The sequence below is a fragment of the Thioclava sp. ES.031 genome (assembly GCF_002563775.1).
In the GTDB taxonomy this organism is placed as follows: Bacteria; Pseudomonadota; Alphaproteobacteria; order Rhodobacterales; family Rhodobacteraceae; genus Thioclava.
Genome location: NZ_PDJO01000001.1, coordinates 874,586 through 901,195 on the forward strand (window position 1 = coordinate 874,586; position 26,610 = coordinate 901,195).

Sequence of the window (26,610 nt, forward strand, 5' to 3'; positions counted from 1 at the left end):
AGCGGAACCGACATGCGTGCCACCCCGGGTTGGGTCGGCTTGTGGCCAGCGCTGATGCTGGCGGTTTTCTTCCTCGTGCCCTTCGGGATCATGGTCGCGGTCTCGGTCTCGCAGCGCGACCCGGCCGGGGCTTTCATCCCCGGTTTCGAACTCACGCATTACGCTCGGTTCATGACCGCCTTCTTCGCCAAGGTGATGGGCGTCTCGATCGGCGTGTCGCTGGCTGCGGCTGCGATCTGCGTCGTGCTGGCCTTCCCCTTCACCGTGTTCCTCGGCTCGATGAGCCACCGGGCGCAGACCCTTGCGCTTGTGGTGCTGCTCTCGGTGCTGTCGCTGTCAGAGGTGATCATCGGTTTCTCGCTCTCGACCTTGCTGTCGAAGACGGCGGGGATTTCGAACCTGTTCTATTGGCTCGGGCTGATCGACGCGCCGCGCGCCTATACGCCGTCGCTTTTCGCGCTGATCACCGGGCTTTGCTATATCGGCTTTCCCTTCGCGGTTCTCGTGCTCTATCCGCCGGTCTCCCGGCTCGATCCCGAGATCGTCGAGGCCGCCCGCGTCATGGGGGCCTCCGCCTCGCGCGCCTTCTTCGGGGTGATCGTGCCCAATCTGCGCGGGGCGATCGTGGGCGCTTTCATCCTCGTCTTCGTCTTCACGCTGGGTTCGTATCTTCTTCCGCAGCTTCTGGGGCGCTCAGAGGATTGGACGCTCTCGGTCCACATCACCGATCAGGCGATCTACCAGACGAACCTGCCTTTCGCCGCGGCGATGTCGATCTTCCTGATGCTGGTGGCGCTGGCCCTCGTGGGCCTCGCCTCGCTCGCCGGACGGCAAAGGAGCGCATCATGACAAGCTGGCTCAAACGCGCCTATGTGATCGTGATCCTCCTTCTGCTGCTCGCGCCGCTGGTCGTCGTGACCGGCGTGTCGCTGAACGGCCCGCAGACGCTGCGCTTCCCGCCGGTGGAGCCGTCGCTGCGCTGGTATGGCGAGCTGTTCCAGGACAGCGCATGGCTGGTGCCGCTGGGACATTCGCTGCTGATCGCGGCCTGTGCCTCGGCCCTGTCGGTGGCCATCGCCCTGCCGCTGGCGCTTTTCGTGTGGGAGCGTAACGGGATCGCCGCGCGGATCCTGACCGGATTGGGGCTTGCGCCCTTCACGCTGCCGCCGGTGATCTCCGCGCTGGGCTTCATGGTGTTCTGGATGACGGTCGGCGGATACGGCCAGATCTGGGCCACGATCGTCTCGCATGCCGTCTTCCTCGTGACGCTGCCGCTGGTGACGATCTCGCTGGGGCTGAAAGGCATCGACCGCGCTTTGCTGGAGGCCGCGCGGGTGATGGGGGCAGGGCGCTGGACGGTGCTGCGCACGGTGATCGGCCCGCTCGTGCTGCCCTTTATCGTGTCGGGCTATGCCTTCGCCTTCGTGCTCAGCCTCAACGAATACATCATCGCCTATATGGTCGCGGGCTTCACGGTCGAGACGATCCCGATCAAGATCTTCAACGCCCTGCGCTACGGCTACACGCCGATCCTCGGGGTAGTGTCGGTCCTTTTCGTTCTGCTTGCCGCGATTGTCTTCGGGCTGATCGGCAAGTTCGGCGACCTGCCGCGCCTGATGGGGTCGGAGCGGGGATCTGGCGACTGAGGGCGCGCGCCCAGCCCCCCATCACAACACGATTGACCCGCCCCGGATTGCCCATATTCTTGAGTCTCGGGTGAATCTTGGTTCGCCTCGGCAATCGGATCTGAGGGAGGAGAGACGATATGTGCCATGTATTCGCCGGTCAGGACCCGGAGCGCTATTCCAGCGAGACGCGCAGGCTGCGGCTCAACGGGCAAAGCACGAGCATCCGGCTCGAGAACGCATTCTGGGACATTCTCGACGAGATCGCCGCGCGCGACGGGGTGTCCACGCCGACTTTCATCTCTACGCTGCATGCGGAAGTGCTCGAACTGCGCGGGGAGCCGTCGAACTTTACGTCGCTGCTGCGCTGCGCGTGTCTGAAATTCATGGAAATCTCGAACGATCGCGCCCCGCTCGCGGTCGCCGCAGAGTAAGCGCAAGCCTGACGTCAAACATTCTTAAGGGGTAGTATAGACCTACTACCCGCCCCACCACGGCCCGCTGCTAGGCTCTCAGGACAACTGACAGCACTACAGCGGGAGCAACCGGTGGCAAAATCCATTCATTCCATGATCCGTGTCCTCGACGAGGACCGCTCGGTCGCGTTTTACGACAAGGCTTTCGGCCTAAAGGTCGCCGACCGTCTCGACTTTCCGGATTTCACGCTCGTCTATCTGAGCAATCCTGAAAGCGAGTTCGAACTGGAACTCACCGTCAACAAGGGCCGGACCGAGCCCTATGACCTTGGCGATGGCTACGGCCATTTCGCGGTCTCGGTCGATGATCTCGAAGCCGAACATAAACGCTTCGAGGCGGAGGGCCTCGCGCCTCGCAAACTCGTGGAATTCGCGCCGGCAGGGGAGGTCGTCGCGAAGTTCTTTTTCGTGGCCGATCCGGACGGATACCAGATCGAGGTGCTCGCGCGCGAAGGCCGCTTCAAGTGAGATTTTCCTAAGGGAGACATCAGGGAGGAGATGACAATGGCAACCAAGGCAAGCTCGAAAGGGCTGACCAGACGGCAGCTGCTGGCGCGGGCGACCGTGGCGGGGGCGAGCTTCGTCGTGGGTTCGGGGTTCATGGCGGCGCGCAATGCCGCCTGGGCCACCGAGCTCTCGGCGCTCAAGCCCACGACCTTCGCGACGCTCGTGCAGATGGCGCGCGATATCTATCCGCACGACAAGATCGACGACCAGTATTATGTCATCGCGGTGAAGGGCTACGACAGCCCCGATACTGCCGACGAGATCGAAGCTGGCATCGCTGCGCTTGATGCGGCGGCGCGTGGCAAAGGCTTCGCGAATTACCTCGAGGCGGGCTGGGAGAAGGATCGCGTCGCGATCCTGCGGGGCATGGAGGAGAGCCCCTTCTTCCAGAAGATCCGGGGCGGTCTGGTGACAGGTCTCTACAACCAGAAAGCGGTCTGGCCGGTCTTCGGCTACGAAGGCGAGTCCTATTCCAAGGGCGGCTACATCAACCGCGGTTTTGACGACATCGACTGGCTGTAAGGGAGGCAGACATGGTTGCGAAATTTGATCTGAGCGACGACAACGTCGTTGTAATCATCGGCACCGGCGCGGGCGGCGGCGTGCTGGCCAACGAGTTGGCGCAGAAGGGCGTCAAGGTCGTGGCGCTCGAGGCGGGCGGTCGCTATCTGCCCGAGGATTACATCAACGATGAGTGGGACAGCTTCGGCCAGCTCGCCTGGACCGAGCCGCGCACCACGAGCGGCGACTGGCGGGTGGCGAAGGACTTCTCGGGGCTGCCCGCATGGATCGTGAAAGCGGTCGGCGGCACCTCGATCCACTGGGCCGGCGCGAGCCTTCGCTTTCAGGACCACGAGTTCAAGACGAAGACCCATTACGGCAATGTCGACGGGGCGAACCTGCTCGACTGGCCGATCGATCCGGCGGAGCTTGCGCCCTATTACGACAAGGCGGAAGCGAAGCTCGGTGTGACCCGCACCGGCGACCGTCCGGGGCTGCCGGGCAACAACAACTTCAAGGTGCTGGAGAAAGGCGCGAAGGCGCTCGGCTATGCGGAAGTGAATACCGGGCATATGGCGATCAACTCGATCGACTATGACGACCGGATGGCGTGCCAGCAGACGGGCTTCTGTTTCCAGGGCTGCAAATGGGGCGCCAAGTGGTCGTCGGCCTACACCGATATTCCGCGCGGCGAGGCGACAGGCAATCTGGAGGTCCGCGATCACTGCCATGTGGCCCGCATCCTGCATAACGATCAGGGCATGGCCTCCGGCGTCGAGTATTTCGACAAGGAGGGCAATCTGCAGATGCAGAAGGCCAAGATCGTCTGCGTCGCGGGCAACTCGATCGAGAGCCCGCGCGTGCTCCTGAATTCGCATTCGGCGATGTTCCCCGACGGCCTTGCGAACTCCTCGGGGCAGGTGGGGCGCAACTACATGCGTCACACCACGGGCTCGGTCTATGGCGTCTTCGACAAGCCGGTGAAGATGTGGCGCGGCACGACGATGGCGGGCATCGTCCGCGACGAGGCGCGCCACGATCCCTCGCGCGGCTTCGTCGGCGGGTATGAGCTTGAGACGCTCAGCCTCGGTCTGCCCTTCATGGCGGCCTTCCTCGATCCGGGCGGATGGGGGCGCGAGTTCACCTCGGCGCTCGACAGCTATGAGAACATGGCCGGAATGTGGATCGTCGGCGAGGACATGCCGCAGGAGACCAACCGCATCACGCTCAACCACGAAGTCGAGGATGCCTACGGGCTGCCGGTCGCGAATGTGAATTACACCGATCACCCGAACGACCGGGCGATGCGCGATCACGCCTATGCGCGTGGCGCTGCGATCTACGACGCGGTGGGGGCGACCCGGACCTTCCCGACGCCGCCCTATCCCTCGACGCATAACCTCGGCACGAACCGGATGTCCGAGAACCCGCGCGACGGGGTGGTGAACAAGCACGGCCAGACCCATGATGTGCCGAACCTGTTCATCTCGGATGGCTCGCAATTCACGACCGGCGCTGCGGAGAACCCGACGCTGACCATCGTCGCGCTCGCGATCCGGCAGGCGGATTTCATCGCCGGGGAATTGTCGAAGGGCAACATCTGATCCCGAGACGATCTGTTACGTCAAAAGAGGACCGGGCTGCCCACGGGTGGCCCGGTTCTTTTTTGGGAACATTGGCCCATCTGCGCGCTTGCGCACAGGACATGCGGGACCTTCGCTAATTCAAATCTCCCGAGGAAGCCCCACACTATCACCAACGATATTTGGAGGCTCACATGACCTTTCGACCTGTCTCGGCGACCAGCAAGGCCCAACCCGCGATTGAAGGAGCTGGCGTTCACCTTCATCGCGTGTTCGGCTTCGGTGATCCGTCGCTGACCGACCCGTTCCTGATGATGGACGATTTCCGCAACGACGATCCGCGGCTCTATTCCAAGGGCTTCCCGTGGCACCCGCATCGGGGCATCGAGACGATCACCTATGTGCTCGACGGGCAGGTGGAGCACGCGGATTCGCTCGGCAATCGCGGTCTTCTTGGTGCGGGCAGCGTGCAGTGGATGACGGCAGGCTCCGGCATCGTCCATCAGGAGATGCCCTCGGGAAACGCGAAGGGGCAGATGCACGGCTTCCAGCTTTGGGCCAACCTGCCCGGCGCGCTCAAGATGACGGCGCCGCGCTATCAGGACATCACCGGCAGCGACATTCCGATCGAAGGCGACGATGACGGCACGACCGTCAAGGTCATCATCGGCTCGTTCTGGGGCAAGACCGGCCCGGTCGACGGGATCGCCGCGAACCCGATGCTGCTCGACGTGTCGATCCCCGCAGGACGCCGCAAGGTGCTGCCGGTCGATACGCGCTCCAATGCGCTCGCCTATGTGTTCGCGGGCTCCGGCACCTTCCGCGACGCCAGCGATCCCGTCGGCATCAAGGTCGAGAAGGAGTATCGCGGGCAGGAGCTGAATATCCGCGACATGACCGGCAACCGCACGCTGGTCCGCTTCGGCGCGGGCGACGAGATCACGGTGCAGGCCGGGGACGAAGGTCTCCGCTTCCTGCTGATGACCGGCCGCCCGATCCAGGAGCCCGTCGCGTGGCACGGTCCCATCGTCATGAACACGCAGGACGAACTGCGTCAGGCGCTGACTGAACTCAACAACGGCACGTTCATCAAACACGACTGAGGGCGCCGTTGCCCCTCAGGCCCTTCCCAACACAGGAGATAGAAATGGCACAACCGAAGATCGCAATCGTCTTTTATTCCACCTATGGCACCAACCATGCCGTCGCACTGGCGGCAGCGGAAGCCGCCGAGGCTGCCGGGGCCGAGGTGCGCCTGCGCCGCATTCCCGAGACCGCCCCGAAAGCCGTCGTCGAGGGGCAGGACGCCTGGAAAAACCAGCTCGAGAAGATGAGCGATATTCCGGAAGTGACCGCCGACGATATGGAATGGGCCGAGGGCTATTTCTTCTCCGGGCCGACCCGCTACGGCGTCTCCGCAAGCCAGATGCGCGCCTTCATCGACACGCTGGGCGGCCTCTGGGGCGCGGGCAAGCTGGCGAACAAGACCTTCACCGCGACGACCAGCGCGCAGAACGCCCATGGCGGGCAGGAGGCGACCATCCTCGGCCTCTACACCACGGCGATGCATTGGGGCTGCGTCATCGTTCCGCCGGGCTATACCGACGAGGCGATCTTCAACGCGGGCGGCAACCCCTACGGCTTCTCGACCAATGCCGGGGGCGTCACCGAGGCTGGCAAGGCCGCGATCGCCTATCAGGCGAAGCGTCTTGTCGAGATGACGGCGAAGCTCGTCGGCTGATCAGCTCCAAGATCATGACGCCGCCTCCGCCTTCAGGGCGGGGGCGCAGTCGTGTTAGGACGAAAATCCTTTTGCTCAGACGACCTCAGCCCGAATGGAGAGACACATGGTGGAAACCGCGTCCGATGAGACCACTCTGGCGAGCTTGGTGGCCTGTCATGGCATCATTCTCTTCACCGAAAATTACGAAGCCTGCGTGGAGTTCTACCAAACCAAGCTTGGCCTGCCGTTTTGGTATGAAAAGGAAAGCCTCACCTGTCTCCGCTTTGGAGATGGCTATCTGATGATCGAGACCGAAGGCGTCGCCTCCAAAGGGCGAAAGACGCGTTCCGAGAACCCGACCGCTCTTCGTTTCAATGTGCCGGATGTCCCCGCTGCAGCACGGCTCTTGGAGGCGCAGGGCATTTCAGTCGAGGTGAACGACTACAGCTGGGGCACGACCGGGGCATTCCTCGACCCGGATGGGAATATCTGCAGCCTCAAGAACGCGGACGATCCCTATTTCCGGTGACTTTGGGAACGCCTGACGGTCCACCGCGCGGCATGTCCGACCCGCCCGGCGTCAGGAACAGATTTCATTTCATCGTGGGGTTCTGAAACCTCCCACCGATAGGCCGAGACATTTGCCTTCATCTCGGCTACGACACGCTGCGACGGCTTGCTGCACTAATTCGCCATAATTGCCCAATTCAAGTCATAACATCGCCGCTCTTGCATGTGATCCAGCCCCCAACGGCGAGCCGCACAGGCCCATTCGGGGCTACTCGCGCCCAACGGAGGTATCGATCATGAATGTTAAACACGTTTCGCTCGAATTGTTTGTTAAGCTTGATGAGAGCGGCGTTGCAGAGGTTGGCAAATTTTCTCTTCGTTTCATTGGCGGCGATCCCGATCATGCTTTTACCGATTCGATCGACCTGAAAGGCTCGGCAAATCTGGCGCAGCCTGAAAAGGTGCTCACGTCGATCCTGCGGACCGAGTTGCTCGACCAACGTGCAACCTTCGATCCCCAGAAATTCTCGGTCTCCGTCAAGGTGAGTTCCTTCGCCACCTCCGATCCCTATATCGAGATCGAAAGACGCTGGCGCATCGCGCTCGTCACCTTCCTCGAGGGGTACATCATGCAGTCCCAGCCGATGCTGACCTCGCTCAAGGTCCGGGGCGCGTATGCCGAACAGCTCGCGGCGTCCGACGCACCGCTGCACTGACCGGAAGACCTGACCTCCATCAACTCGCGCGGTCGGCGCAGATGTCGCGATAATCCTCGGGTTCGCGGTGAAGCGCGAAGTTGAAGACATTCTCGCGCAACTCCCGGCAGCGGTCGAGGTCGATTTCGGCCATCGCCAGCTCATCGCCGAACCCTTGGGTCTTGGCGATGATCTCGCCGGTGGGCGCGATGATGCACGTGCCGCCGATCAGGTCGCAGCCTTCTTCGCGCCCCGCTTTCGCGGTGCCGATCACCCAGCACCCGTTCGCATAGGCGCCCGCCTGCATCGACAGGTGGTTGTGGAAGTCCTGCAGGTGATCATGCTCGGGCGCGAGCGGGTAATGCACCGGCGTATTGTAACCCAGCATCACCAGTTCCGCCCCGCGCAGACCCAGCACGCGGAAGGTCTCGGGCCAGCGGCGGTCGTTGCACAGGCACATGCCGAGCTTGCCGCCGAAGCCGTCGAAGACGCCAAAGCCCAGATTGCCATGCTCGAAATAGCGCTTCTCCAGATGCTGGAAGGGGCGCCAGTCTTCGTATTCGGGATGGCCGGGCAGGTGGATCTTGCGATATTTGCCAATGATCTGGCCGGTCTTGTCGACGGTGATCGAGGTGTTGAAGCGGCGCTTCTGGCCTTTCTCGTAGGCGATCTCCGCATAGCCGAGATAGAAGCCGACACCCAGTTCGCGGGCGGTATCGAACAGCGGCTGCACCTCCGCGTTCGGCATCTCGGTCTCGTAGAATGCGTCGAGCTCCGCCTCGTCCTCGATAAGCCAGCGCGGGAAGAAAGTGGTCAGCGCCAGTTCGGGAAAGACGACCAGTTCCGCGCCGCGCCGATGGGCGTCGATCAAAAGCTTCTGCATCCGCGCCACGGCGGAGGCACGCGGCTCGTCACGCGCAATCGGTCCAAGCTGTGCGGCGGCGGCTATGAATTTGCGGGTCATGGCAATTGTCCTGTCTCGATCGTTTGAAATTCGGGCGCGTCCTGAAGCTCCGCCTGCTGGCAGACGACATCCATCAGCACCTGTGCCCCGCCCGCGATGTCCGAGGGCGCGGTATATTCGTGAATGTTGTGGCTGACCCCGTCCTGCGAGGGCACGAAGATCATGGCCGAAGGGCAATTGGGCGCGAACATCTGCGCGTCATGGCCCGCGCCCGAGGGCATCCGGCGATGGCCCAGCCCGCGCGCATGGGCGGCGGCCTCGACGCTGTCCACCAATGCCGGGTCGAACTCCACCGGTTCGAAGCGGGCCAGCGTCCGGCGCGTGATCGCGCAGCCCCCGGCGCGTGCGAAATCCTGCGCGGCGCGCCAGAGCCGGGTCTCGGCCTTCTGCAGCGTGGCCTCGTCGGTATGGCGCAGATCGACGGTCATCACCGCTTCCTGCGGCACCACGTTCACCAGATCGGGCGAGACGCGCATCCGCCCCACGGTCGCGACCTGCGGCGGACCGTGATCGGCGGCGATCTGCTGCGCCTCGACCGCGATCCGGGCCGCCACGGCGCCCGCATCATGGCGCAGCGCCATCGGCGTCGTGCCCGCATGGGCAGAGGCGCCCGTGACGGTGATCTCGGTCCAGGAAATGCCCTGCACGCCGGTGACGACGCCGATCTGCAGCTCCTCGGTCTCCAGCACCGGGCCCTGTTCGATATGCAGTTCCAGATAGCTATGGGGCTTCAGCGCGCCGACCGGGGCGGGGCCTGCGGCATCGATGGCGGCGAGCGCCTCGCGCAGGCGCACCCCGTCGATGCCTTCCACCTCCAGCATCTCGTCGAGCGGCAGCGCGCCTTGCGCCACGCCCGAGCCCATCATGTCCGGGGCGAAACGCGCGCCTTCCTCATTGGTGAAGAACGCGACCGCAACGGGGCGGCGGGTGCGCGCGCCAGCGGCATTGAGCGCCTCGATCACTTCCAGCCCGGCCAACACGCCGAGGCTGCCGTCATAGAGACCTCCCGTCGCGACCGTATCGATATGCGAGCCCATCACGACCGGCGGGCCGTCTTCCTCGCCCGCGCGGATGCCCCAGCAATTGCCGATGACGTCCGTGGTGATCTCAAGCCCGAGGTCGCACATCCAGCGCATCACGAGGGCGCGGCCTTCGGCGTCTTCAGGGGAAAGCGCGAGGCGCTTCACGCCGCCACCGGGCAGGGTGCCAACCTTGCCCAGCCATTCCAGACGAAACATCAGGCGTTCTATGTCGATCGCGATACTCATGCCGCGCCTCGAACTTCGGCGGCGTTGCGACCGACGAGGGTTTTGAACAGCGCGGCGTCGGTGTCGCCTTCCGTGCCGAAACACAGGATGCGGGAATTCGCGTCGATCCCGAGGGCTGCGCGCGCCTCATCATTCTCGGCGGCGGCAAGGAAGGCGGCGAGCCCCGCCACGGCGGATTCTCCGGCGGCCACTGGCGGATCGCCCCCCTCGGGGTTGGCCAGCGCGCGCATCACCGCGACTGCATCGGGGTCGGCCACGGACATCACCGCGAAGGTCAGAGGCTCCAGCACGTCCCACGCCAGCAGCGAGACCTCGCCACAGGCAAGACCTGCCATCAGCGTGTCCAGATCGCCCTCGACGGCGGTGGGTTTGCTTTCGCGGATCGTCTCGAGCCAGCAGGCCGATTGGTCGGGATCGGCAAGGATCACGCGCGGGGCCTCGGGGCCGAAACGGCGCGCGAATTGTGCCGCGACCGCCGCCGCCAGCCCGCCGACGCCGGTCTGGATGAAGATATGGGTGGGCGGGGTGCCGAGCGTATCGGCCGCTTCCGCCGCCATCAGCTCGTAGCCCTGCATCACGTCTTTCGGAATCTCGGTATAGCCCGGATAGGAGGTGTCGGAGACGACGAACCAACCCTCGCGCGTTGCGGTTTCCTGCGCCTCGCGGACGCTGTCGTCGTAATTGCCTGCGCAGCGGCGGACCTCGGCGCCATAGGCCTCGATGGCTTCCTTGCGGCCCTCCGAGACGGTGGCGTGGATGAAGATCACGCAGCGGCAGCCGAAGCGTTGCGCGCCCCATGCGACCGAGCGCCCGTGATTGCCGTCGGTGGCGCAGCAGACGGTCAGTTGCGAGACGATATCGGCATATTTGCCCGCCACGATGTCTTCGGCGCTGGGTTCGGGAATCTCTTTCGCCTTCGCGATCTCACGGGCCAGAAGCCGCAGCACCGCATAGGCGCCTCCCAAAGCCTTGAAGCTGCCGAGGCCGAAGCGCCCGCCCTCATCCTTGAACTGAATCTCGGCCACGCCCGCCTTTGCTGCCATTGCGGGCAGCGAGACGAGGGGCGTCGGCGCGTAGCCCTCCCACGAAGAAATCGTGCGCTTGGCCAGATCGAAGGCGGCGTCATTCAGAACCGCTTCCTGCTTGGGCCCGTAGCCTTTCGCGGTGTCGTAATGCGGGTTCAGAATGAGCTCGTTGGATTGCCCTTCTCCGAGGGCATTTTCGAAAATCATGATGGGGTCCTTGTGGTTGGTCATCGCGCTCAGGCCCCCGTCTTTGAGGCGCGGCGGCGGATCAGCTCGGCCAGCGCCACGAGGGCGATGTTGCCGAACACGATCATCACGGCGAGCGCGTTGAGTGAGGGAGAGAGCGCGAAGCGGAAGTCAGAGGCGACGAGCACCGAGAGCGGTTGCGCGCGGCCCGAGACGAAAGCGGTCAGGACGTATTCGGCCGAAGACAGCACGAAGGCCACGACCCACGACGCCATCAGCCCGTTCGCCATCAGCGGCAGCACCACCCGGCGGAAGGCCGACAGGCCCGAGGCCCCCAGATCGGCGGCGGCTTCCAGCAGCCCGCGGTCGATGCGGATCAGCACCGAGGCGATCACCAGCGTCGAGAAGGGCAGCACGATCACAGTCTGCGCGGCGATCACCGTCAGCAGGCTGCGCTCCACCCCGGTCTCGTTGAACATGATCAGCTGCGCCACGGCGAGGATCAGCTTCGGGATCAGGAAGGGCGCGAGCAGCAACACCGCGAAGATGCCGCGTCCGCGCATCGGGTAGAAGCTGATCGCCAAAGCGGCGAGCCCGCCCAGAAGCGTCGCGCAGATCGCGACGGGGAAGGCGACGCTGAGCGTGGTCAGGAAGCCGCCGCCCAGACGCCCGTCGCCCATCACCTCGGCATACCATTTCAGGGTAAAGCCTGAGAAGGGCAGGGACATGATCTTGGAATCGTTGACCGAAAACAGCGCGATCATCGCGATCGGCAGATACATGAAGGCGAAAACCGCCCAGACCCAAAGCGTGGAGAGGCGCGACATGTCAGGACCCTCCCACAAGGCTGGAGCGGCGGATCAGCATCGCGCCCACGGCGAAGAAGGCCATCAGGATCGCGAGCATCGTCCAGGCGATGGCGGAACCCAGCGGCCAGTCGAAGGCGGTGCCGAAGAGGTCGTTGATCGCCGAGATCACGGTGATCCCCGAGGCCCCGCCCAGCAGCTGCGGCGTCAGGTAATCGCCGACCACCATCACGAAGACCATCAGCCCGCCGGCAACGAGGCCGGGGAAGGTCAGCGGCAGGGTCACGCGGGCGAAGCGGCTGGGGCTGCGCGCGCCGAGATCGGCGGCGGCTTCCAGCCAGGCGTCGTCGAGGCTCTCGAAGGCGAGCCACAGCCCGATCACCATGAAGGGCAGGTAGTTATAGGTCAGCGCGATATGGGTCGCGAGGGGCGAGAACAGCAGCCCCTGGATGGGCGCGTCGGTGACGCCTGCCCAGATCAGCGAGCGGTTGATGACGCCCTCGGCCCCCAGCAGCACGCGCCACGCAAACACCCGCACCAGATCGCCGGAATAAAGCGGCACAAGCAGCAGCGTCAGCAGCGCGGATTTCATTGCGCCCGCGCGTTTGGCAAGGAACCACGCGACCGGGTAGCCGATCACGGAGGTGATCGCGACCACGAGCGCACCCGAGCCGAAGGCCTTCAGGATCAGCCCGCGATAGGTCGCAGAGCCCGCGATCTTTGCGTAATTGGCGAAGGACGGGTCGTAGGAGATCGCGACGAAATCGACGCGGAAGAAGCTGTAGGCAAAGAGGATCAGCAGCGGCGCCACGCAAAGCGCCAGCAGGAAGGCCGTCACCGGGGCGGCGAGGAGCGTGCCGACGCGCAGGCTCATGGCTTGGCCTCCGTGGCCCGGTCTGCCTTCTGTTCGGCCTCGGGCCGCGCGATCCAGACCTGCGCGGGATCAAAGCCGATGCGAATCTCCGCGCCGATCTCGGGCACGTCGTCATGGCCTACGGTCAGCGCCAGCGTGATGCCCGCGGCTTCGGCTTCCACCAGCCACTCCGCGCCGCGATAAACGGCATGGGTCACGCGCGCGGAAATCCGGCCCTGCGGGTCGAGGAACAGTTGCTCGGGGCGCAGGCACAGCACGGCGGGAGAGCCGGCTTTGAGACCGCGCACGCCGGGTGTCGCGAACTGGCCCAAGGGGGTCTCGATCTCGTAGGCGCCGATCGCAGTGTCGGTGATCTTCCCCGGCACGCAGGCCGCGCCACCGATGAAATCGGCCACATAGGCGGTCTCGGGGCGGCGATAAATCGTATCCGGCGCGCCCTGTTGTTCGATGATCCCGTCACGCATCACGATGATCCAATCCGAGAGCGCGAAGGCCTCTTCCTGATCGTGGGTGACATGGAGAAAGGTCATTTTCAGTCGCCGCTGCAGGTCCTTCAGCTCGATCTGCATGTCCTTGCGCATCCGCCGGTCGAGCGCGGAAAGCGGCTCATCGAGCAGCAGCAGGCGCGGCTCGTTGGCGATCGCGCGAGCCAGCGCTACGCGCTGTTGCTGCCCGCCCGAGAGCTGGCGCGGGCGGCGGTCGGCCATCGCGGTCATCTGCACGGTTTCCAGCGCCGCGCGGGCCTTTTCGCGCTCTTCCTTGCGGCTCAGCCCCTTGTAGCGCAGACCGAAGCCCACGTTTTCGAGAACGCTCAGATGCGGGAAGAGGGCATAGCTTTGAAAGACGGTGTTGATCGGGCGGGCGCTTGCGGACACGTCGTTGATCTTCTTGCCGTCAAGCTCGAGCATCCCCTCGCTCACCTCCTCGAACCCGCCGATCATGCGCAGGATCGAGGTCTTGCCGCAGCCCGAAGGCCCCAGCAGCGTGACGTAGGAGTTCTCGTCGAGCCGGAAATTCACACCGCGCACGGCCTGCACGGTGCCATATGTCTTACAAAGGGCACGCGCGCGGAGCAGGGGCATTGTCTGCCCCTGCCCACCCGTCGGCCCGGAACCTGCCTCGGTCATTCTTAGCTGGCCTTCACTTCGTTCCAGAGTGCGACCCAGTCGTTGTAGCGCGGCGGATTTTGCTTCCAGACGAAGTTATCCATCACCGACAGGTCCTTGATGAAGATCTTCTCCTGCTGGGCTTCGTCGATCTCGTCGCGCGCGGCGGAGGTCGATTGCGCATAGGGGCCGCCATAGGCGAGCTTCTTGCCGTAGGTCGGGCCGAGCAGGTAGTTCACCAGTTCGAACACCGAGTCCCGGCGTGCGCCCTCGACGCCCTTGGGCACGGCGATCGTGTCGCACCAGCCGATGACGCCCTGCTTGGGTTTGGCCATGCCCATTTCGAGACCCTTTTCCTTCAGGTCGTAATAGGGCGGCACCCAGGAGAAGGCGCAGACGACTTCGCCGGTCGCGAACAGGTTGGTCAGGTCGCCGATCGAGTTCCAGTAGGTGCGCAGCTTGCTCTTCTGGATCATCAGCACCTTTTTCACTTCGGCGAGCTGCTTGTCGTCCATCGTGAACATTTCGTCGCGCGGAATCCCCAGATACATCGCGGCGATCATGATCCCTTCGAGCGCGTAGTCGCGCATCGCGAGCTTGCCGTTGTATTTGTCGCCCTCGAAGAAGACGGACCAATCGGGCTCTTCATCCATCAGGTCGGCGCGATAGACGATCGGGTTGATGCCCCAATAGAAGGGGATGCCGTAGGTCTGGCCGTCCGTCTTGCCCAGATCGGTCTTCTTGAACGTGTCGTAGAGGAGTTTCGCGTTCGGCACCTTGTCGAAGTCGATCGGCTGCAGAAGGTCTGACGCGGTGTAGTAGGAAACCTTGTCGAGGCCGGGCGTGATCAGGTCCACCGAGGAGGCCCCGCCGGCGCGAAGTTTCGCGAATTGCTCGTCATCGGTGCCGATGAAGGTCTTCGTCAGGTCGACGTCATGGCTGTCGAGGAAGGGCGCGAGATAGTCGTCTTTCGCGAGGTTCTCCCAGGTCATCCAAAGAAGATCGGTCGCGGCCAGCGCTCGTCCCGCCGGGCCGAACGCCCCGAGAGCGGTGCCCGCAAGCGCAGATTTCAGGAATAGTCGGCGATCCATGGCATATCCTTTCGCTGCATGAGATGGCGAGGTCACCTTCGCAGGAAAGAATTATTTCACAAAACGCTAAAAATGAAAATACGCTTTCATTCGGGCCATGCGCGGTTTTTAGGCGCTATTTGTCCTGTTTTGCAGCCTTGGTAAGCGCCTCAAGGCTCTCCGGGGGCGGTCCGAGGTCGTCGAACCGCGCATGAAGGTCCTCGATCCGGGCGAGTCGGGCGCGCGCTTCGGGGCCCAGCGAGTCCACCAGACTCGAGCAGAGGAAGTTGATCAGGCTCATCGCGACGACCGTGCTGTCGAAGATGCCTTGCCCGCGATTGTGGCAGCGCAGGGTGATCGTCGCGTGGCGCGCGGTCTGCGCCACGGTGGGATCGCCGATCAGGATCGTCGGGATGCCCGCCTCGCGCGCGACCGTCATCACCTCTCCCAGCGCGCGCGGTCTGCGGCGCAGCCCGATGGCCAGCAGCACATCGCCCGGCGCGAACCCCGCGACATCCTCGGCAAGCGAGGCGCCCTCATAGGGCAGAAGCTGCACATCCGATTTCAGATTGAGCAGCAACGCGCGGGCATAGATCGCAAGCGCCCGCGAATTCCGATAGCCCAGCACCCAGATCCGGCGGGCCGAGGCGAGATGCTCGACCGCGTCGCTCACGGCGTCTTCGGACAGGATCTCGGTGCTGCGGGTCAGGTTCTGCATATCCTGCGCGAAATGATCGGCCAGTTGCCCCGGCGCGGTGCTGTCGCTCAACTCGCTCAGCGGCGAGCCCCAGCTTCCGTTGCGCCGCGAATGCAGCCGCGCCTCGTTGTAATTGCGATAGCCCAGCCGCTTGAAGAAGCGCGCCGCCGTGGCCGAGGAAATCCCCGCGCTCTCGGCCAGTTCCGCAGCCGTATAGCTCGACAGCGTCGATTGCGCTTCGAGCACGACCTCGGCAAGGCGTTTCTCACTGGGGGTCAGCTCGGGAAAAATCGCCATGATCCGCATGTCGATCGGGTCATCTCCCGACCCGGGTTGCGCCTCGGGGGACATCTCTTGCGTCACATCGGCCTCGTTTCTGCTCGAGCCCAAGTCTTGTTGCAAGCGGGCGCGCTTTTCAAGCGATGCCTGTGTGCGGCGGGGCTGTGGGGGCACATCTCAGCTGGAGATGACGCCGGCCGAAAGCTCCAGAATTTCCGTCGTCACCGACTCCTGCCGCGAAATCCGCGCGGTCTGTTGCAGCGTGTCGAGCTTGCGTTCGGTCATTCCTTGAGCGGAGGCCATGGCGAGCATCCGGGCGGTGTTTTCCGCAGCCGAGGCATGCAGCGCGACGCGGCACAGCTCCGCATGCAGCAGCTCGGCAAAGAGCGACGCGCAAAGCTGCGCAGGCGGCAGCGTCAGCAGGGGCGGCTGGCTTGGCGGCGGGGTCGACCGGGTCGGGCGGGGGAAGATACCGCGGCGGCGGGCTTTCCAGCTGCCATCTTCCGTCTGGGCGTAGAAGGCGTCGATCGGGGCGCGCCCGGCCAGTTGCAGCAGCGTCTCGGCCAGCCGGTCGGCGAAGGGCGGAACCGCGGGGCCGTGCGAGGGCAGGGGGAACTGCGCAAGCGCGCTCAGCCCCTGCTCGGCGGCCAGCGCCGCGCCGCGCGTGCCGATGACGACGAGACCGCCGGGCGGCGTGCCCAGCTCGCTTAGAAGCCGGGCGTTGAACGAGCCCGCAAAGCCCTGTTCGGCCAGAAACAGAACGGTGAGCGGCGGCCCTTCGGGTTTGGGCGGTGTGGGCGCGAGCGACAGAACCCGGTCGAGCGCACGGCTCACAGTCGCCGCATGCAGATCCACCGAGGCAAGCTCTCCCTCTGTCTGACGCACGCGCGCGCCCGCGATGGCGCGCATCGCCCGGATCACCGAGGCCAGCGTGCGGATACTTCCGATCCGCGCTTCGATCTCGGCAAGCTGCTCGCTCATTTCGAAGGCTCCGGCAAAAGCCCCTTCAGGCACTCCACGATCTGATCGTGCAGACCCTTGCTGAGCGTGGCGGAGAAATCCGCCCCCGACAGCCCCGCCGCATCGAGCGCATCGGGCAGCGCCGCGCGCAGGGCGTCGATCTGCGCGGGCTCCAACCCGTCGAGAAGCCCCGTCTGCACGGCCAGAACCAGCGCCACCTCATCAGCGAGGCGCAGCGGCGCGTGCTGGATCTGCGCCAGCACCGCGCGCACCGCCCGCCCGCGCGCAAGCTGCGCCTTCACCCGCGTGTCGGGCATCCCCCCGAAACGCGTGAAGATCTCCAACTCGAGGAACTGCGCGTAATCGAGCCGCATCGACTCCGCCGCGTCGCGCAGACTGCGCGCCTGCGTCTTGCCGCCGACCCGGCTGACCGAGGTGCCGACATCCACGGCGGGTTTCTGGCCGCGGTTGAACAGCTTGGCATCCAGCGCGATCTGCCCATCGGTGATCGAGATCAGGTTGGTCGGGATGAAGGCCGCGAGATTGCCCGCATCGGTCTCGGCAATCGGCAGGGCGGTCAGCGTGCCGCTGCCCAATGCGTCCGACAGCCGCGCGGCGCGTTCCAGAAGCCGGGCGTGAAGGTAGAAGATATCGCCCGGATAGGCCTCGCGCCCCGGCGTCTGGCGGGTCAGCAGCGCAAGCTCGCGATGCGAGGCGGCGTGGCGCGTGAGGTCGTCGAGCACGATCAGCGCATGGCCGCCGGTGTCGCGCAGCTCCTCGGCCATCGTCATACCTGCGAACGGCGCGAGCCACTGCATCCCCGGCGGCGTCGACGGCCCGGCCACCACGACGATGGTGCGCGCCAGCGCCCCGTTACGCCGAAGCGTCTCGATCACGCGCTCCACCGACGAGGTCTTCTGCCCGATCGCGACATAGACCGAGGTCACGTCGCCGTCCTTCTGGTTCAGGATCGTGTCGAGCGCGAGCGTCGTCTTGCCGGTCGCACGGTCGCCCACGATCAGCTCGCGCTGGCCCCGGCCAAGTGCGAAGAGTGCATCCACCACCAGCGTGCCGGTCTGCATCGGCTCCACCACCGCGGCGCGGTCGATGATCGCCGGGGCGGGGCGTTCGACCGGATGCTTTGCACTGGTCGTGATCGGGCCGAGCCCATCGAGGGGCCGCCCGAGCGGGTCGACGATCCGGCCCAGCAGTTCCGGCCCGACCGGCACCCGCATCACGTCGCCCGTGCCGGTCACCGCATCGCCCTGCGCGACGCCCGCGATATCGTCGAGCAGCACCGCCGCGAGGGTCTCTTCGTCGAGCACATGGACGAAGCCCGATTGCCCGCCCTCGAAGACCAGCCGCTCCCCGGCGCGGGCTTCGGGCAGGCCCGATACCATCGCGACGCCGTCGGATACACGCTCCACCCGGCCGCTGCGGCGCACGACGGGGCCGAGCGGCGCGCGCGCGATGGCCTCGAGACTGCGGTCCAGCCACTCGTCGGGATCATTGGGTGTCATTGGCCACCTCCTTGCGCATCCGGGCGAGATCGGCGGCCCATGAGCTTTCGAGGTGCAGGTGCTTGGTCTCCAGCGCGAGGCCGCAGATCAGCTCCGCATCGGTTTTAATCGCCGGGCTGATCTCTTCGCCCAAGGTCTTTCCAAGGCGATCGGCGAAGGCCTCTCCGTAACCGGCCTCTGTCGCCTCGCTGATCCGCAGCATGAGTTTCTCCGAGCCGAGCGCGGCGCGATCTTCCGTGTCGAGTGCCGCGACCTGCGCCAGAAGGTCTGTCGCATAAGCCTCGAGCAATGCGGGCCGCGACAGGCGCGTGCCGATCCGTTCGGCCATGCGCTGCGCCAGATCGGCGGCGCGCGCCGCATAGCGTTTCTCGGCTTCCTCCGCGCGGGCGGCGCGTTCGGCCTCTGCGGTGCGGGCCATATCGGCGGCCTCCGCGCGGGCATGGTCCAGAAGCGCCTTGCGCGCCGCTTCGGCCTCGGTCTGCGCCTGCGCCAGCATCTCGGACTTGCGCGTGCCGACCTGATCGAGCGCCGCCTCGGCCTGCGCCTTCGCCTCATCGGCTTTGCGCGCGGTCTCGCTCGCGTCGCTCAATTGCTTGTCCGCTTCGGCCTGACGCGCCTGGATGGCACTCACGATCGGGCGCCAAAGCACCCGGCTCAGAAGCCAGATCAGCACCGCCGCATTGAGCGTCTGCAGCCCGAGCGTCCACCAGTCCAGTGTCATGATCAGCCGATGAACGGGTTGGCGAACAGCAGCAGAAGCGCGATCACGAGGCAGTAGATCGCCGTCGTCTCGATCATCGCGAGCCCGACGAAGAGCGTGCGCGAGATCGCGTTCGCGGCCTCGGGCTGGCGGGCGATCGCGTCCATCGCAGCCGCGACCGAGCGTCCTTCGCCAAGCGCGGGACCAAGCGCCCCGAAGGCCACCGCCGCGGCGGCCGAGATGACGCTCGCCACTTCAATATATTCCATAGTCAGTCCTTTCCGGATCCGTGGGAGGTTTGGGATTCCGCCACTGCCGCCGCGATGAAGACCATGGCGAGGACGGTAAAAATGTAGGCCTGAACGAGCCCGGTCAGCAGGTCGAGCGCCATGAAGGGGATCGGCACGAACAGCCCCGCGAGCGAGAGCACGATGCCGATCACGAAGACCCCGCTCATGATATTGCCGAACAGGCGGATCAGCAGCGAGAAACTGCGCGTCAGCGTCTCGACGAGGTTCAGCGGGATCATCAGCGGCGTCGGCATCGCGAAGCTGCGCAGGTAGCCACGCACGCCGCCCGCGCGGATGCCGTAGACGATCACCGCAACGAAGACCAGCAGCGCCAATGCCGCGTCGGTTTCGAGATTGGCGGTCGGAGGTTCGACGCCCGGGATCAGCGAGGACCAGTTCGCGATCAGAATGAACAGGAACAGTCCGCCGAGGAAGGTGCGGTAGCGGTCGGGGGCGACGCTCATCGTCTCGCGGATCTGGGTGTCGAGCACCGTCACCAGCAGTTCCAGCGCCGCTTGGCGCCGTCCGGGCTTGAGGCTCAGGTTCCGGGTCAGCGCGTAGCAGCCGGCCACGATCACCACCATCAGCACCCATGTCGTGACGACGGGTTGCGTGATCGGCACGGGGCCGATCCAGAACAGGACGGTGGTCTCCAGCGGCGAATTCATGCGGACCTCGCGCGGCGCAGGGTGAGCATTCGCCCGATGCCGATCCCGAGCGCCGCCGCCAGCAGCGGCACGGCGCCCAGAAGCGCGCAGCCCACGAGGACCGCGATGGTCAGCCCGAAGCGCAGCACGGTCAGCGCGATCGCCTTCAGCGCCTTGCTTTCGAGCAGCATTGCATCCGTGCCCGCCCGCAGCAGGGTGAAATGCAAGAGGCCCACGCCGATGCCGAGTATCAGAGCGCCTGCGCCAATAAGAAACTCCACCGCGCTCATTGCTGCTGCACCCAGCGCCAGCCCAGCCAGCACCCCACGACAAGCCCCACCATCATCAGTGCGGCGGTCCAGAAGATGCCCGACTGAGCGCTCCGGTCGATCCATCTGCCGCCCGCGGCCCCCGCCAGCATCGGCAGCACCACGATCCATCCGAGCACACCGATCTGGCCCAGCCGTCTTGCCAGCGGGATGTCACCTTCCTCTCGGGCTTTCTCGATCCGGGCGGCGTGGCGGCGCGCGGCGCTCTCCATCGGCTCCTCCGTCTGTTCCGGGTCTTCCGGCGAGTGGGTCATGTCCAATCCTTCCGAGCCTGCGCGCCGTCGAGGCTGGCCACCAGCTGCCGGATCGCGAGCAGATGCAGCTGGGTGGAGTCGGCCTGTTCGGTCTTCGCGGCGTCATCCTCGGCCTGAAACCGTTTCAGAATCGTGTCGCCGAGCTCGGGCAGATCGCCGGTCACCGCGGCGCGGGTCGAGACCGAGACGTCGCTTCCATTCTCGACCATAAGAACACCGCCCTTCACCGCGCAATAGTGCCGTTGGCCGTCGACCTCCCACGAGATGACCGAGATGCTGAGGCTGGTGAGAAACTCGGCATGGCCGGGCAGGATGCCGAAGCCGCCGCTCTCGTCCTCGGCCCGGATCGCGGTGACGTCCTTGGCATCGACGACGATTTCGAGAGGCGTAGCGATGGTGAGCCTCATGCCGCGGCCTCCTCTCGCTGGCGGGCCTCGTCGATCCCGCCGATCATGTAGAGCGACTGATCCGACCAGTCGTCCGCCTCGCCCGCGAGGATCGCGCGGCATCCCTCCAGCGTATCGGCCAGCGGCACCGAGCGCCCGGTCTGGCCGGTAAAGGCCTCGGTGACGACGAAGGGCTGGGTGAGGAAGCGTTGCAGCTTGCGCGCGCGGCGCACCGCCAGCCGGTCGGCCGCGCCCAGCTCCTCGACGCCGAGAAGCGCGATGATGTCCTGCAATTCGCGGAACCGCGCCAACAGCGCCCGCGCTTCGCCCGCCAGCTTGAAATGCTCCGCCCCGACGATCTCGGGGTCGAGCAGTTGCGAGGACGAGGCGAGCGGGTCGATCGCGGGGTAAATCCCCTCCGATGCCAGCTGGCGCGACAGAACGATTGAGCTGTCCATATGCCCCGAAATCGCGGTGACTGCGGGGTCGGTGAAGTCATCCGCAGGCACGTAGACCGCCTGAATTGCGGTGACCGAGGCTCCGGCGGCGGAGGCGATGCGCTCCTCCAGCTCCGCGACCTCAGACGCGAGGGTGGGCTGGTAGCCCACGCGCGAGGGCAGGCGGCCCAGAAGCCCCGAGACCTCGCTGCCCGCCTGCACGAAGCGGAAGACGTTATCCATCATCAGAAGGACGTTGCAGTGATCGCGGTCGCGGAAATCCTCGGCGATGGAGACGGCGGTCAGCGGCACCCGCCAGCGCGCGCCGGGCGGCTCGTTCATCTGGCCATAGACCAGCGCGGTGCGCGCGAGCACGCCGGACTCGGTCATGTCGGCGAGCATCTCGTGACCCTCGCGCGAGCGCTCCCCCACGCCCGCGAAGATCGCGATACCCTGATATTTCTCGACCATCGTGTTGATGAGTTCCATCACCAGCACCGTCTTGCCCACGCCCGCGCCGCCGAACATCGCGGCTTTGCCGCCGCGCGCGAGCGGCAGCATCAGGTCGATCACCTTGATGCCGGTCTCGAAAGCGGTGACCGCGCCGCTGCCTGACAGGCGCGGCGGCGTGCCGTGGATCGGGCGGCGTGGCGTGCCCTTGGGCAGCGGGTCGCCGCCGTCGCGCATCGCCCCCGTCACATCCATCAGCCGCCCCAGAACGGCCTCGCCGACCGGCACTTCCAGCGGCTTGCCCGTGGCGCGCAGCTTGCGCCCGCGCGACAGGCCGAGCGTCGATTGCAGCGCGATGGCGCGCACCCGATGCGCGTCGAGATGGCCATGCACCTCGAAGCTGCCCGGCATGTCGTCATCCGTCAGCGTCAGGATCGAATGGATCGGCGGCAGCGGGCCATCGAAACTTGCGTCGATGACCGGCCCGCGCACCGCGATGATCCGCCCCTCCGTCGTGCTCATCGCGAGGTATATCCGCCGTCGACGAGGTGATAGCTGCCATTCACGAAACTCGCGGCATCCGACAGCAGGAAGCAGGTCAGCGCCGCGACCTCCTCTGGTGTGCCGAGCCGTCCGGCGGGATGCAGCGCGACCAGCGAGTCCTTCACCTCGGGCGCCAGCCCCGACAGAAGCGGTGTTTCGATGAAGGCAGGGCCCACCGCATTGACGCGGATGCCCTGTGCTGCGTGATCGATCGCCGCCGCCCGCGTCAGACCCAGAAGCGCGTGCTTCGCCGCGACATAGGCGCAGGCGCTCGGGAATGCGACCGAGCCGAGGATCGAGGACATGTTCACGATCGCGCCGCCGCCCGATTTCAGCATCGCGGCGATCGCGAAGCGCATCCCGTAGAACACGCCGTTCAGGTTGACGTCGATCACCTGTTTCCAGCCGTCGAGCGGATACTCCCCGAACGGCACCTGCGGACCGCCGATACCCGCATTGTTCACGGCCAGATCCAGCTTGCCGAAGGTCGCGACGGCCTTCTCGACCATCGCTTCGACCTCCGTGGCCGAGGTGACATCGACCGCCATCGGCTCGGCGGTGCCGCCCGCCTTGCGGATTTCCTCGGTCACGGACTTGGCCGCGTCCGCGTTCTGATCCGCAAGCAGGACCGAGGCGCCGCGCGCCGCCAATTCCTTGGCGATTGCCGCGCCGATCCCTGATCCCGCGCCTGTAACGATAGCTGATTTACCTTCGAAATCCCGTGTCATAGCAGTCCCGGCCTCCGTTTTGGATGCGCAGAGGGTAACGATCTCGGTGCTTTAGGACTTTGATGGGGATCAAGCGGGGCAGGCCCGGTTGCGGCGTACACGAACTCGTGATTGCAATGCGCGGTTCGCGGCGTCTGAAGACCCGCGAAACGCAAACCGCCCGCGACTCTGCGCGAGCCGCGGGCGGTGATCTTTCAGCGAAGAGGGCGCGCTTACATTGCCCAGGGGCCGTGGAAGTCGCCACCCTCGCGGTCGGTGCGCTCGAACCCATGCGCGCCGAAGAAATCGCGCTGGCCCTGGATCATGTTCGCGGTGCCGCGCGCGGTGCGCATCGTGTCGAAATAGCTCAGCGCCATCGACAGGGCCGGAACCGCAAGCCCGTGGGCTGCGGCGATGCTGACGACCTTGCGCAGCGCGCCGTGATGCGCCTTCAGCAGATCCGCGAAATAGGGCGCATACATCAGGTTGCGATCGGGCGACTCGCTCAGCGCGCTCGCCATATCGTCGAGCATCGCCGAGCGGATGATGCAGCCGTCGCGCCAGACCAGCGCGATGTCGGGCAGCGGCAGATCCCAGTCGAAAGGCGCATTGGCCGAGCGCAGCAGCTCGAAGCCCTGCGCGTAGCACAGGATCTTGCCCGCGATCAGTGCGTTCTCCAGATCCTCCGCGCTCAGCGCGCCCTCGGGCAGCGCCTCGGGAGCGGCCCCGAACATGTCCTCGCCCTGCTTGCGGGCATCGAGCCGCGACGACAGGTTGCGCGCCATCACCGCCGCTTCGATCACCGGAACGGGGGCGGCCAGATGCTGCGCCTCGATCACGGTCCAGCGGCCGGTGCCTTTCTGACCCGCACGGTCGAGGATGATGTCGAGCATCGGCTCGCCAGTCTCGGGATCGGTGGCGCGGGCGACCTTGCCGGAAATCTCGATCAGGTAGGATTTCAGCGCGCCTTCGTCCCATTTCGCGAAGATCTCGCCGCAGGCCTGCGAGTTCAGCCCCATCCCGTCGCGCATCACGCCATAGGTCTCGGCGATCATCTGCATATCGGCATATTCGATGCCGTTATGCACGGCTTTGACGAAATGACCCGAGCCGCCCTTGCCCATGAACCCGGCGCAGGGCGTGCCGTCGAATTTCGCGGCGATCGCGTTGAGGATCGGGGCCACGCGGTCCCAGTCCTGCTGCTCGCCGCCGCCCATGATCGCGGGCCCGTGGCGCGCGCCCTCTTCACCGCCGGAGACCCCGATGCCGAGGAAACGGGGGCCCGCCTTCGCCGCTTCTTCCGCGCGGCGCTCGGTGTCGTGGAAGTTGGCGTTGCCCGCGTCGATGATCAGATCGTCCGCGTCGAGATGAGCGCGCAGCGCCGCGATCTGCTGGTCGACCGGGTCGCCTGCGGGGACCATCAGGATGATCGCGCGGGGTTTCGCGATCGAGGCCACGAGGTCTTCGAGATTTTCGCAGGGCGTGATTTTCGACGCCAGCTCGCCCGCGTTCTCATGGAAGGTCTTGGTGACGCTGGTGGTGCGGTTGAACACCGAAATGTCGAACCCTTTTTCCGCGATATTGAGGGCAAGCATGCCGCCCATGGTGCCAAGGCCGATCAGCCCGATTTGCGATTGTGCCACGATACGGCCTCCGAAATTGTTGCATGCGGGCCGCGTCAGGCGCCCGGGGCGTCGTCTCTTTCGCTGCGCCGGACCGCCTGATTGCGCGGCGCTGCGAGGACGACCCGCACGAATTGCCCCAAGACGGCGGAAGTTGCAAATCCCCGACGCGGTGCGTGGGGCGGAGAAACGCGATAACGAGTTTCTGAGTAAATTACTCGGAAAAGGGGTTGCGCCCGTCGATCTGCGCCACTAACGAATACCCAATAAATTTACTCGGGAATCGACGGGGTGCCCACAGCATGCTGGCAACATTCATCATCGGCCTGCGCGAAGGGCTCGAAGCGGCGCTGATCGTCGGGATCATTGCGGCCTTCCTGCGCGCCCGGGGCGAGCGTTTGACCGAGATGTGGCTTGGCGTCGCTGCCGCCGTGGCGCTGGCCGTCGGCGTTGGCGCGGGGCTCGCGCTGGTCGAGGCCGCTTTGCCGCATAGCGCGCAGGAAAAGCTCGAATGTGTGATCGCGGCCGTCGCGGTCGTCTTCGTGACGCTGATGGTGCTCTGGATGACGCGCCACGCGGCGGGGCTGAAGGGCCAGATCGAGCGCGACGCCGATGCGGCGCTGGGGCAGGGGAGCCGGGTCGCGCTGGCGGCGATGGCCTTCCTCGCCGTGCTGCGCGAGGGGTTCGAGACCGCTGTCTTCCTGCTCGCCACGATCTCGGGCGCGCAGACCGGACATTGGGCGGGGCTAGGCGCGGCGCTTGGTCTCGCCGCTTCGGTCGCGCTTGGCTGGGCGATCGCGCAGGGTGGGATGCGGCTCAATCTGGGGCGCTTCTTCCGCTGGACCGGCGTGTTCCTGATCCTCGTCGCGGCGGGGCTGGTGTTGCAGACGCTGCGCTCGGCGCATGAGGCGGGTTGGCTGCTCGCCGGACAACAACGCATCGCCGATCTGAGCTGGCTCGTGGCCCCCGGCACCGTGCGCTCGGCGCTGATCACCGGCGTGCTGGGCATTCCCGCCGATCCGCGCCTGATCGAGGTGCTGGGCTGGATCGCCTATCTGATCCCGGTCGCGGCGCTGACCTATTGGCCGCGGGCACTGCGCCCCGATCCTCGCACGGCGCAATGGCTGCGCGGCTCTCTCGCGGTCGCCTTCGCGGCGCTGGCCGTCGGTATCGCGGCGCTTTGGCCGCAGCCGCAGGTGACGCTGCCCGATCATGCGCCGCGTGTGCTGGAAAGCGATATCGACACCTCCGCCGGGCCCGATCTGCGCTTGCAGGGTCAGGTTCTGGAGATGGGCGCGACCCGTGTCGATCTGACGGGCGCTGAGGCCACGCCGGAGCGGCATCTGGGTCTCCCGTCCCTGCATCGCCAGGTGCAGAGCCAGACCGAGATCGCGGACGCCCCCGGCCAGATCGATCTCGCCACGCTTGCGCAGCTCGCGGGCGGGCGGCTGCCGGTGGGCGTCAGCCCGGCGCGCAATCCCGGGCCTTTCGTGGCCGAGTGGACGCGGCTGGAACAGGTGACCGTCTGGACTGCAGGCGATGCGCTTCTCGATGCGCGGGGCCGTAGCGCGGTGACGCTGCGCCTCTCGGGCGGCGGGCTGACCACGCCGCGCACGCTGCGCGTCGATGCAGCGCCCGGCGGTTCGGCAACCGGCGCCTGGGTCATGGCCCCCGCCGCCGCGCAGGACGCCGCCGATGCGCTGCGTGCGCTGCGTCGTGCCCGCATCGAGCACCAGTTCTGGGCCCGAGAGCTGCCCGTGATCCTCTTCCTCATCGCGCTCGCGCTGGCGGCCTCTGCGCTCGCCCGCGCGCGCCCCGCACCGTTTTTCCCCGCCAGGTCCCTCTGACCAAGCCAAAACCGCAGAGCAAA

30 protein-coding genes are annotated in these 26,610 nt (G+C 65.8%); 11 read left to right on the plus strand and 19 right to left on the minus strand.

The window, feature by feature from the left end; all coding sequences use genetic code 11:
- Window positions 1-12: 12 nt before the first annotated feature.
- The 10 genes from AXZ77_RS04265 to AXZ77_RS04310 all read left to right on the plus strand — a co-directional run bounded on the left by AXZ77_RS04265 (window position 13) and on the right by AXZ77_RS04310 (window position 7,641).
- Complete coding sequence (locus tag AXZ77_RS04265; RefSeq protein WP_218000471.1) at window positions 13-849, plus strand: ABC transporter permease; 837 nt, start codon at window positions 13-15, stop codon at window positions 847-849.
- Window positions 846-1,646, plus strand: a complete 801-nt coding sequence (locus AXZ77_RS04270) for an ABC transporter permease (protein WP_098410181.1) — start codon at window positions 846-848, stop codon at window positions 1,644-1,646. The genes AXZ77_RS04265 and AXZ77_RS04270 overlap by 4 nt, the downstream gene beginning before the upstream one ends.
- Window positions 1,647-1,765: 119 nt before the next feature.
- Complete coding sequence (locus AXZ77_RS04275; protein ID WP_038079934.1) at window positions 1,766-2,059, plus strand: ribbon-helix-helix domain-containing protein; 294 nt, start codon at window positions 1,766-1,768, stop codon at window positions 2,057-2,059.
- A 114-nt stretch (window positions 2,060-2,173) separates the two neighbouring features.
- Window positions 2,174-2,569 carry a VOC family protein gene (locus AXZ77_RS04280; protein ID WP_078545828.1) on the plus strand — a complete coding sequence of 132 codons (396 nt, stop codon included), beginning with the start codon at window positions 2,174-2,176 and terminating at the stop codon, window positions 2,567-2,569.
- 30 nt (window positions 2,570-2,599) lie between these two features.
- Complete coding sequence (locus AXZ77_RS04285; RefSeq protein WP_176535960.1) at window positions 2,600-3,130, plus strand: Twin-arginine translocation pathway signal; 531 nt, start codon at window positions 2,600-2,602, stop codon at window positions 3,128-3,130.
- A gap of 11 nt (window positions 3,131-3,141) precedes the next feature.
- Complete coding sequence (locus tag AXZ77_RS04290) at window positions 3,142-4,713, plus strand: GMC family oxidoreductase (RefSeq protein WP_098410183.1); 1,572 nt, start codon at window positions 3,142-3,144, stop codon at window positions 4,711-4,713.
- A 173-nt stretch (window positions 4,714-4,886) separates the two neighbouring features.
- Window positions 4,887-5,795: a pirin family protein gene (locus tag AXZ77_RS04295; protein WP_098410184.1), complete on the plus strand. Its 909-nt coding sequence runs from the start codon at window positions 4,887-4,889 to the stop codon at window positions 5,793-5,795.
- Between the two features lie 44 nt (window positions 5,796-5,839).
- Entirely contained in the window at window positions 5,840-6,433 is a 594-nt protein-coding gene (gene wrbA / locus AXZ77_RS04300; RefSeq protein WP_098410185.1) for an NAD(P)H:quinone oxidoreductase, read from the plus strand.
- Between the two features lie 106 nt (window positions 6,434-6,539).
- The gene (locus AXZ77_RS04305) at window positions 6,540-6,944 is read left to right on the plus strand and encodes a VOC family protein (RefSeq protein WP_098410186.1); all 405 of its coding nucleotides are present in this window, start codon (window positions 6,540-6,542) and stop codon (window positions 6,942-6,944) included.
- A 277-nt stretch (window positions 6,945-7,221) separates the two neighbouring features.
- Window positions 7,222-7,641, plus strand: a complete 420-nt coding sequence (locus tag AXZ77_RS04310) for a hypothetical protein (protein WP_098410187.1) — start codon at window positions 7,222-7,224, stop codon at window positions 7,639-7,641.
- A 19-nt stretch (window positions 7,642-7,660) separates the two neighbouring features.
- On the opposite strand, the gene AXZ77_RS04315 is transcribed toward AXZ77_RS04310, so the two are convergent.
- The 19 genes from AXZ77_RS04315 to gndA all read right to left on the minus strand — a co-directional run bounded on the left by AXZ77_RS04315 (window position 7,661) and on the right by gndA (window position 24,761).
- Entirely contained in the window at window positions 7,661-8,584 is a 924-nt protein-coding gene (locus AXZ77_RS04315) for an N-carbamoyl-D-amino-acid hydrolase (protein ID WP_098410188.1), read from the minus strand.
- Window positions 8,581-9,852, minus strand: a complete 1,272-nt coding sequence (locus tag AXZ77_RS04320) for a Zn-dependent hydrolase (RefSeq protein WP_098410189.1) — start codon at window positions 9,850-9,852, stop codon at window positions 8,581-8,583. The genes AXZ77_RS04315 and AXZ77_RS04320 overlap by 4 nt, the downstream gene beginning before the upstream one ends.
- Window positions 9,849-11,084: a diaminopropionate ammonia-lyase gene (locus AXZ77_RS04325; protein ID WP_098412437.1), complete on the minus strand. Its 1,236-nt coding sequence runs from the start codon at window positions 11,082-11,084 to the stop codon at window positions 9,849-9,851. Before AXZ77_RS04325 ends, AXZ77_RS04320 begins: the two co-directional genes overlap by 4 nt.
- A 29-nt stretch (window positions 11,085-11,113) precedes the next feature.
- Window positions 11,114-11,890, minus strand: coding sequence for an ABC transporter permease (locus tag AXZ77_RS04330; RefSeq protein ID WP_078599613.1), 777 nt, complete (start codon window positions 11,888-11,890; stop codon window positions 11,114-11,116).
- Window position 11,891: 1 nt separating this feature from the next.
- Entirely contained in the window at window positions 11,892-12,743 is an 852-nt protein-coding gene (locus AXZ77_RS04335) for an ABC transporter permease (RefSeq protein WP_098410190.1), read from the minus strand.
- Window positions 12,740-13,825, minus strand: coding sequence for an ABC transporter ATP-binding protein (locus AXZ77_RS04340; RefSeq protein WP_098412438.1), 1,086 nt, complete (start codon window positions 13,823-13,825; stop codon window positions 12,740-12,742). Before AXZ77_RS04340 ends, AXZ77_RS04335 begins: the two co-directional genes overlap by 4 nt.
- Window positions 13,826-13,872: 47 nt before the next feature.
- Window positions 13,873-14,940: a substrate-binding domain-containing protein gene (locus AXZ77_RS04345; RefSeq protein ID WP_098410191.1), complete on the minus strand. Its 1,068-nt coding sequence runs from the start codon at window positions 14,938-14,940 to the stop codon at window positions 13,873-13,875.
- Between the two features lie 115 nt (window positions 14,941-15,055).
- On the minus strand, window positions 15,056-15,979 hold the full coding sequence (locus AXZ77_RS04350; RefSeq protein ID WP_098410192.1) for a MurR/RpiR family transcriptional regulator: 924 nt from the start codon (window positions 15,977-15,979) through the stop codon (window positions 15,056-15,058).
- 93 nt (window positions 15,980-16,072) lie between these two features.
- Complete coding sequence (locus AXZ77_RS04355) at window positions 16,073-16,876, minus strand: F0F1 ATP synthase subunit gamma (protein WP_098410193.1); 804 nt, start codon at window positions 16,874-16,876, stop codon at window positions 16,073-16,075.
- The gene (locus AXZ77_RS04360; RefSeq protein ID WP_098410194.1) at window positions 16,873-18,375 is read right to left on the minus strand and encodes a F0F1 ATP synthase subunit alpha; all 1,503 of its coding nucleotides are present in this window, start codon (window positions 18,373-18,375) and stop codon (window positions 16,873-16,875) included. Before AXZ77_RS04360 ends, AXZ77_RS04355 begins: the two co-directional genes overlap by 4 nt.
- Window positions 18,362-19,096 (minus strand): ATP synthase F0 subunit B, encoded by a 735-nt coding sequence (locus AXZ77_RS04365; protein ID WP_098410195.1) that lies wholly within the window; start codon window positions 19,094-19,096, stop codon window positions 18,362-18,364. The genes AXZ77_RS04360 and AXZ77_RS04365 overlap by 14 nt, the downstream gene beginning before the upstream one ends.
- A 2-nt stretch (window positions 19,097-19,098) precedes the next feature.
- Window positions 19,099-19,344: a F0F1 ATP synthase subunit C gene (locus tag AXZ77_RS04370; RefSeq protein ID WP_078519861.1), complete on the minus strand. Its 246-nt coding sequence runs from the start codon at window positions 19,342-19,344 to the stop codon at window positions 19,099-19,101.
- 2 nt (window positions 19,345-19,346) lie between these two features.
- Entirely contained in the window at window positions 19,347-20,033 is a 687-nt protein-coding gene (locus tag AXZ77_RS04375) for a F0F1 ATP synthase subunit A (RefSeq protein ID WP_083079541.1), read from the minus strand.
- Complete coding sequence (locus tag AXZ77_RS04380) at window positions 20,030-20,302, minus strand: ATP synthase subunit I (protein WP_098410196.1); 273 nt, start codon at window positions 20,300-20,302, stop codon at window positions 20,030-20,032. The genes AXZ77_RS04375 and AXZ77_RS04380 overlap by 4 nt, the downstream gene beginning before the upstream one ends.
- On the minus strand, window positions 20,299-20,595 hold the full coding sequence (locus tag AXZ77_RS04385; protein ID WP_078539904.1) for an AtpZ/AtpI family protein: 297 nt from the start codon (window positions 20,593-20,595) through the stop codon (window positions 20,299-20,301). Before AXZ77_RS04385 ends, AXZ77_RS04380 begins: the two co-directional genes overlap by 4 nt.
- Window positions 20,592-21,002 (minus strand): F0F1 ATP synthase subunit epsilon, encoded by a 411-nt coding sequence (locus tag AXZ77_RS04390; protein ID WP_098410197.1) that lies wholly within the window; start codon window positions 21,000-21,002, stop codon window positions 20,592-20,594. Before AXZ77_RS04390 ends, AXZ77_RS04385 begins: the two co-directional genes overlap by 4 nt.
- Window positions 20,999-22,390 (minus strand): F0F1 ATP synthase subunit beta, encoded by a 1,392-nt coding sequence (gene atpD / locus AXZ77_RS04395; RefSeq protein ID WP_098410198.1) that lies wholly within the window; start codon window positions 22,388-22,390, stop codon window positions 20,999-21,001. The genes AXZ77_RS04390 and atpD overlap by 4 nt, the downstream gene beginning before the upstream one ends.
- On the minus strand, window positions 22,387-23,139 hold the full coding sequence (locus AXZ77_RS04400) for an SDR family NAD(P)-dependent oxidoreductase (protein WP_083079550.1): 753 nt from the start codon (window positions 23,137-23,139) through the stop codon (window positions 22,387-22,389). Before AXZ77_RS04400 ends, atpD begins: the two co-directional genes overlap by 4 nt.
- A 212-nt stretch (window positions 23,140-23,351) precedes the next feature.
- Window positions 23,352-24,761: an NADP-dependent phosphogluconate dehydrogenase gene (gndA, locus tag AXZ77_RS04405; protein WP_098410199.1), complete on the minus strand. Its 1,410-nt coding sequence runs from the start codon at window positions 24,759-24,761 to the stop codon at window positions 23,352-23,354.
- A 281-nt stretch (window positions 24,762-25,042) separates the two neighbouring features.
- On the opposite strand from gndA, the gene efeU reads away from it, so the two are divergent.
- Window positions 25,043-26,587 carry an iron uptake transporter permease EfeU gene (gene efeU, locus AXZ77_RS04410; RefSeq protein WP_098410200.1) on the plus strand — a complete coding sequence of 515 codons (1,545 nt, stop codon included), beginning with the start codon at window positions 25,043-25,045 and terminating at the stop codon, window positions 26,585-26,587.
- Window positions 26,588-26,610: the final 23 nt, after the last annotated feature.